Source organism: Paraburkholderia nemoris (genome assembly GCF_905221015.1).
Classification (GTDB): Bacteria; Pseudomonadota; Gammaproteobacteria; order Burkholderiales; family Burkholderiaceae; genus Paraburkholderia; species Paraburkholderia nemoris.
Genome location: NZ_CAJNBO010000071.1, coordinates 1 through 6,875, shown reverse-complemented (window position 1 = coordinate 6,875; position 6,875 = coordinate 1). Strand labels below are relative to the sequence as shown.

General features: G+C 65.8%; 2 protein-coding genes. Both read right to left on the bottom strand.

Going from position 1 to position 6,875, the window contains the following annotated elements:
• Nucleotides 1–3,220: condensation domain-containing protein (locus KHO33_RS41295; protein WP_200568484.1), on the bottom strand; the 3,220-nt coding region annotated here is incomplete at its 3' end.
• 27 nt (nt 3,221–3,247) lie between these two features.
• Nucleotides 3,248–6,875 (bottom strand): non-ribosomal peptide synthetase (locus tag KHO33_RS41290; protein ID WP_200568485.1); only part of this gene is annotated, 3,628 nt, incomplete at its 5' end.

Here is a 6,875-nt window from a genome sequence, read left to right as displayed (position 1 = left end):
CCGGCACCATGTACCCCGGCAGCTTCGACTGCAGCGCCGCCTGCAACTGCGGCGCCTGCGCCTCGCCCACCCAGTACGCCACCAGCCGCCGGCGCTCGCCCTCTCCGCGCAGCGCCACCACCGCCTGCTCCACCCCCGCACAACCGCGCAGCTGCACCTCGATCTCCCCCAGCTCGATCCGGTAACCGCGCAGCTTCACCTGCTGGTCCAGCCGTCCCAGGTACTCGATGCAGCCGTCCGCACGCAGCCGGCACAGGTCCCCGCTGCGGTACAGCCGTTCCCCGTCGTTGTACGGCGACGGCACGAAGCGTTCCGCCGTCAGCCCCGGCCGCCCCAGGTAGCCGCGCGCGAGCGACACCCCGCCGATGCACAGCTCGCCCAGTCCGCCCACCGGCGCCTCGTTGCCGTCCCCGTCCAGCACGCATACGCTGCGCCCCGGATAGGCAATGCCGATCGGCGCGCTCACGTGCTGTGTGTCCTCCGGCTGCGTGCGTCGGTACAGCGCCGCCACCGTCGTTTCGGTCGGCCCGTACAGGTTGTCGAGGCGCACGCCTGCCAGCGCACTGCGCTGCCAGCGTGCCAGTGCATCCCCCGGCAGACCTTCGCCGCCCACCGTGATCTGTCTCAATGCCGGCAGCGCGTCGCGTGACGGCGCTTCACCGAGCCACTGCTGCCACAGTGCCGTCGGGATCCGCGCGAACGTCACCTGGTGGGTCGCCAGCGCGCTGCTGAGCGCCTGCAGGTCCCATGCTGCAGCGCCGCGCATGCACACCCGTCCGCCCATCAGCAGCGCCGGCAGCAGTTCGTGCAGCGCCACGTCGAAGTTGATCGTCGACGACTGCAGCAGCGTGTCCTGCGCCGAGATCCCGTAGGTGCCGATGAAGTCCTCCAGGTGCAGCGACAGCGCGCGCTGGCTTACCGCTACGCCCTTGGGTCGTCCGGTCGAGCCGGACGTGTAGATCACATAGGCAAGCTGCTCCGGGTGGATCGATGCGGTGCGTTTGCGCAACGCGCGCAGGGCACGTGGCGCATCCGGCCAGGCACGTCCGCCGGCAACCGGAGTGGCAGGTTCATCGAGCTGCTTGCCGAACTGCTTATCAAGCTGCGCATCGGGCGGCTCATCCAGCTGCTCATTGGCCTGCTGATTGGCGTTTTCATTGGCATGCGCATTGGCCTGGTCACCAGTCTGCCTGTCGGCGCGTTCTTTGCCGTACTCACCGGCCTGCCCATCGACCGGTTCATCAACCTGCCCAGCCGCCTCCCCAATCCGCACCTGCACACAACCCTCAAGCACCGCCGACAGCTGCGCCGCGCTCGCTGCATCAACAATCACGCAGCGCACTTCCGCGTCCTCAATCATGTCGCGCAGCCGCGCTTCCGGATACGACGGGTCCAGCGGCACCTGCGCCGCGCCCGCCTTCCAGATCCCCAGCAGCGCCGCGGCCAGTCCCGCCGAGCGCTCCAGGCACACCCCCACCCGGTCCTCGTGCGCGACACCCGCACGCATCAGCGCCACACCCAGTCGGTCCGCCCACGCATCGAGCTGGGCATAGCTGAGCCGTTCATCGCCGCAGATCACGGCCTGCCGGTCGCCGCACATCTGCGCACGCGACTCGAAACGTGCAACCGTCGGCACATACGCGTACGACGCACGTTGCGCCGCGCTCTCAGCACCCGCACCCGCCCCCATCGACAGTTCACACAGACGCCGCTCGCCCGATGCGCACATCTGCTCCAGCAGCTCCACGTAGTGACCACTCACCCGTTCTATCGTCGCGGCATCGAACAGATCGACCGCATAGTTGAACGTCAACCGCAGACCATCGCTATCGTCGAGCACGTTGAGCACGAGATCGAAACGCGCCGTCCGCGTCGAGGCGGCTTCAGCGCGAATCGTCAACCCCGCGAGTTCCGTATCTTCGGTACGTCCGGCCACTTCGTAGTTGAACATCGTCTGGAACAGCGGCGAGTGCGAACGCTCGCGTTGCGGCTGAACGGCTTCGACCACGCGCGCAAACGGCACGGCCTGGTGCGCCTGCGCCTCGGCCACACGCTCGCCCACGTGAGCGAACAGTTCGCCGATGCTCATCGACATCGACAGTTCAGCGCGGATCACCAGCGTGTTGACGAAAAACCCCACGAGCCCATGCGTCTCCACGCGTTCGCGGCCACTCACCGGCACGCCGACACAGAAATCATGCTGGCCACTGTATCGCGCAAGCAGCACGCAATAGACAGCCAGCAACGCGGCAAACGGCGGCACGCCGTTCGTGCGCGCGGTCCGCAGCAATGCATCCGCTGTCGCACGCGGAACCGCAACAACGCAACGCGCGCCCTCCATGCTGCGCTCGACCGTGCGAGGGCGATCGAGCGGCAATGCAAGCAGACTCCGTTCGCCGCCGAGCCGGCCACGCCAGAAATCCAGTTCGGCGTCGGCGTGCCGGTCGCCGGCCCAGTCGCGCTGCCACTGCGCGAAGTCCGCGTAATGTAACTGCGGCAACGCCGACGCCGACGGCAACGACATCGCTTCGAGCGTGGCATCCGCGCCGCGCACACCGGCTTCGTAAAGCTGCGCAAATTCGCGGCCGAGCAGATCCATCGACCACGCGTCGGTGACGATGTGGTGCGCCGTGAACTGCAGCACGTGCACGTCTGCCGCAATGCGCGTCAACACGACACGCATCACCGGACCGCGCTCCAGATCGAACGGCTCGCGCGCCTGTTCGCCGAGGCGTTCCTGAAGTCGCGCGTGTTGTTGCGCGGCGTCGCTCGCGATTGTTTCGCCACCCGAAATATCCTCGAAGCGCCATGCAAACACTGCTTCGCGCGCGCCGGGCGCCGGCACCGGCAGCCCTGCTTGATACGGCACGCCGTTTTCCTCGCCGAAACGCGAACGCAGACTTTCATGACGTGCGGCCAACTGTTCGAACACACGACGAACCGCATCCGCAGGCAGCGTGCCCACCATGCGCACCGCGCGCGACACGTTATACGCGGAACTCGACGGCTCCAGTCGCCACAAAAACCACAACCGCTCCTGCGCATGCGACAACGGCGCGCGTGCCGGCCGCGGCGACAACGCCACGATCGGCAACCGGTCGATGGGCAGACCCTTTTCGGCCGCGCGTAGCCGGAACACCGCGCGCTTGTCCGCCGGCAACGCCGCATATTGTTTCGACAGGCCCAGCAATTCGTCCTGACGTCCTGAACTCACACTCATTGAATATCCCTTTGTTTCCTGATCCGTTCAGTCATCGAGCGTCGACAGCAGATCTTTGAACTGGTCGGCCGAATCGTCTTCTTCATCGCGCGCGGCTTGCCCGATCGCTTCGTCGATTGCGAGTGCAATGCGCCGGATCGTTGCCAGCTTGAACAGTTGCGCGACATCGACAGGACGGCCGAACTCAGCCGCCATCGCACTCGCCAGCCGCACCGCGAGCAGCGAGTGACCGCCAAGCTCGAAAAAGTCGTCGTCGATACCAACGTCGGCGACGTTGAGCGCACGGGCCCACAACGCGCACAAGGTCTTTTCGGTTGCGGTGGAAGGCGGCGTACGGTGTGTCGAAGCAGCCTGCGTACCGATTCCGTTCGCCATGCTGCGCAGTACCTTGCGATCGAGCTTGCCATTCGACGTGAGCGGCATCGCGTCGATCTGTTCGATCGTGGACGGTGTCATATGCACGGGCAACACCTGCCCGAGTTCGTGACGCACGCGCGCGGCATCGAGCGTGTTGTCGCTCACCACGAAGGCGATGAGGCGCTGCGCAGCGCCCTCGCCCGCCAGCGCAACTGCCGCGTGCCGGACACCGGCGCTGCGCGCAAGCTGTGCCTCGATCTCGCCGATCTCGATCCGGTAGCCGCGGAACTTGATCTGCTGATCGAGCCGACCAAGATAGTCGATCCCGCCATCGACGCGCACTCTCGCCAGATCGCCTGTGCGGTACAGACGCGCACCCGGTTCGCCGAGTGCATCGGGCACGAAACGCTCGGCGCTCAAACCGGCCTGCCCCACGTAGCCGCGCGCCAGATTGGCGCCGCCGATGCACAACTCACCCACCCCGCCCACCGGCACGTGACGGCCGGCGCGGTCCACCACGCGCAACACCGTATGTCCGACCGCTTCGCCGAGCGTGATCGGCAAAGCGGCGGAGACGATGCGCGCGACGCTCGACCAGATCGTCGTCTCGGTTGGGCCGTACATATTCCAGAGTTCGACGCCACGCGCCAGCAATTGCGCGGCGAGATCCGGTGCAAGCGCTTCGCCGCCGCACAGCGCGACAAACCGCCGGCCTTGCGCGCCAGGCCAGCCTCCTTCGAGCAGCACGCGCCAACCCATCGGCGTGGCCTGCATCATCGTCGCACCGCTGTCTTCGAGCAGCGCGGCAAGGCGCCGCCCATCCGTCACGACGGCGCGCGGCGCGATGACGACCGTTGCGCCGGCGATCAGCGGCGCATACAGCTCCAGCGCGAAAATGTCGAACGAGACCGTCGTCACGCTGACGAGCGTGTCGGCAGCCGAGAGGCCAGGACGTTCGCCGATAGACGACAGCAGCCGCGCCAGTGCGCCGTGCGTGACCGCCACGCCTTTCGGACGGCCAGTCGAACCCGACGTATGAATCACATAGGCCAACCGGTTTTCGTCGAACGATGAAGCGGCATCGGGCAATGGCGCATCGCGCTCGTCGTCCACGTCGTCGATGCGAACCAGCACGCGATCGGCGAAAAGCACCGCGTGCATCTGCGCGCAGGCTTCGTCCGCGACGACGACTTCAACCTGCGCATCGTCGAGCATCGCGGCGAGTCGTGCAGCCGGATACGACGCATCAAGCGGTACGTAAGCGGCGCCGCTCTTCAGCGTGCCGAGCAAGGCAGCCGCGAGCCCCACCGATCGATCGACACAAACGGCGACACAGGTGTCGTCTTTCACGCCGAGCCGCCGCAAACGTTGCGCGATGCGGTTCGACCATGCTTCGAGTTGTCCGAAGCTCAGCGTCGTGTCGCCGCTGACCACGGCGGTGCGAGCCGCAGCGGCGCCGTTGGCGTGATTCGCAATGCGACGGTGCACCGGTGTGAAGGAGACCGTGTCCAATATCTCTTGAACGGATGACGCAGCCACTGCGTGAACAGGAGCAAGCGCAATCGATGTAAGGAGTGGGTCGGACTGTTCGGTGAAGCGCGTCAGCAGTTCGACGAAATGACGAGCCACTGCTTCGACATTTACCGGTGCGAAGCGCGCTGCGCGCCATGCCCAATGCAACGTGATCGTGCCGCGCGGCACGATGGTCAACGTCAACGGATAGTGCGTGCGTTCGATCGAATCGAGCGCGTCGACGGTGAACAGATCGTCGCTCGACGACAGCGCCTCGTCGGCCGGATAGTTTTCGAATACCAGCAGGCTGTCGAACAATGCATCGCCGGTGCGCGCGGACCAGCGCTGAACCTGCGCGAGCGGCGTCTGTTCGTGCTCGCGCATTGCGCTGTTGATCTGCTGCAAAGCGGCGAGCCATGTGGACAGCCGCGCGCCGTCGGGAACGTCCGTCCACACCGGCAGCGTGTTGATGAAAAGACCGAGCATGTCCTGCGCGCCGGCGAGATCGCCTGGCCGTCCGGCGACTGTCACGCCAAACGCCGCCTGCCCGCGATTGCCGTAACGCGACAGAAGGAGAGCCCACGCACCTTGCATCAACGTGTTCAAGGTCACGCGGTAGCGTTGCGCGGTGGCACGCAGCCGGTCGCTCAGGTCTGCGTCGAATGTCATTTCGCTGGTGCTGATCGCGTCGGAGGACGGTTGTTCGCCGGCTGCAAAGACGGGTGCACCGAGACTCGCGGTGAGCAGCGCGGGTTCGTCGAGCAACCCGATTCGCTCCTGCCACCATGCGTGCGACTCGCTCTCGCGGTTTGCCGATGCGAGCCACTCGAGGTAGTTGCGATAACGCGCGGGTGCGGGACGTGCCGATGACAAACCCTGCAGACGTGCGCGATATTCGTCGACGATCTCGCCCAGCAGGCGCGCACCGCTCCAGCCATCGACCAACGCATGATGATGCGTGCGGATCAGATCATGCGCGCCGTCCGGACGACGGACGAGCGCAATGCGCATCAACGGCGGTGCTTCGATATCGAAACCACGCGCCACGTCCGCCTCGCGCCAGGCAGCGAGTTTGTTGTCGTACGTAACGGGATCGAGCGAGGACCAGTCGTGTTCGGCGAACGGCACCTCGACTTCGCGATGCACGACCTGCAGCATGTCCGCTTCCGGTGAAACGACGAAGGCCGTGCGCAGGATTTCGTGCCGTGCGGCGGCGACGCGCCAGGCGTCGCGCAATGCAGCGACATCAAGCGGGCCACGCAACGTCAGCCGCAGCTGATTCACGTAGATGCCTGAGCTCGCACCGAGTTGTGTGTGCAGCAGTAGGCCCTGCTGCGCTTGCGTGGCCGGATAGATATCGACGATTGACACCGGGTCTAGCTTCAATGCGTCGAGCGCTGACTGTGAGAGTCGCGCGAGTGGGAAATCCGATGCGTAGAGGCGCGTCGCCGGACGTTGTGCTGCGTCGATCATGTCATGCAGTTGCTGCGTGAAACGTGCTGCACATGATTCGATGTCCTGTTGCGTGAGCCGGTCCGTACGGTAGCGCCAGTTCACCTGCAGTTCACCGTCTGCTACCAGTGCGTCGAGTTGCAGCGCTTTCGCCTGCGCGTCGTTGAGACCCGCCTGTACCGAGTCGCCGCCCCGCTCTTCTGCGAACGCGAAGCGTGCCGACTCCGGCAGGCTTGCGTCGAACTGGCCCAGATAGTTGAAACCCACCGTGGCCTGCGGCAGTCCTGCCAGTGCCTCGCGTGCCGTTTCGTCCAGCGAAGCGCGTGCCTGCAGC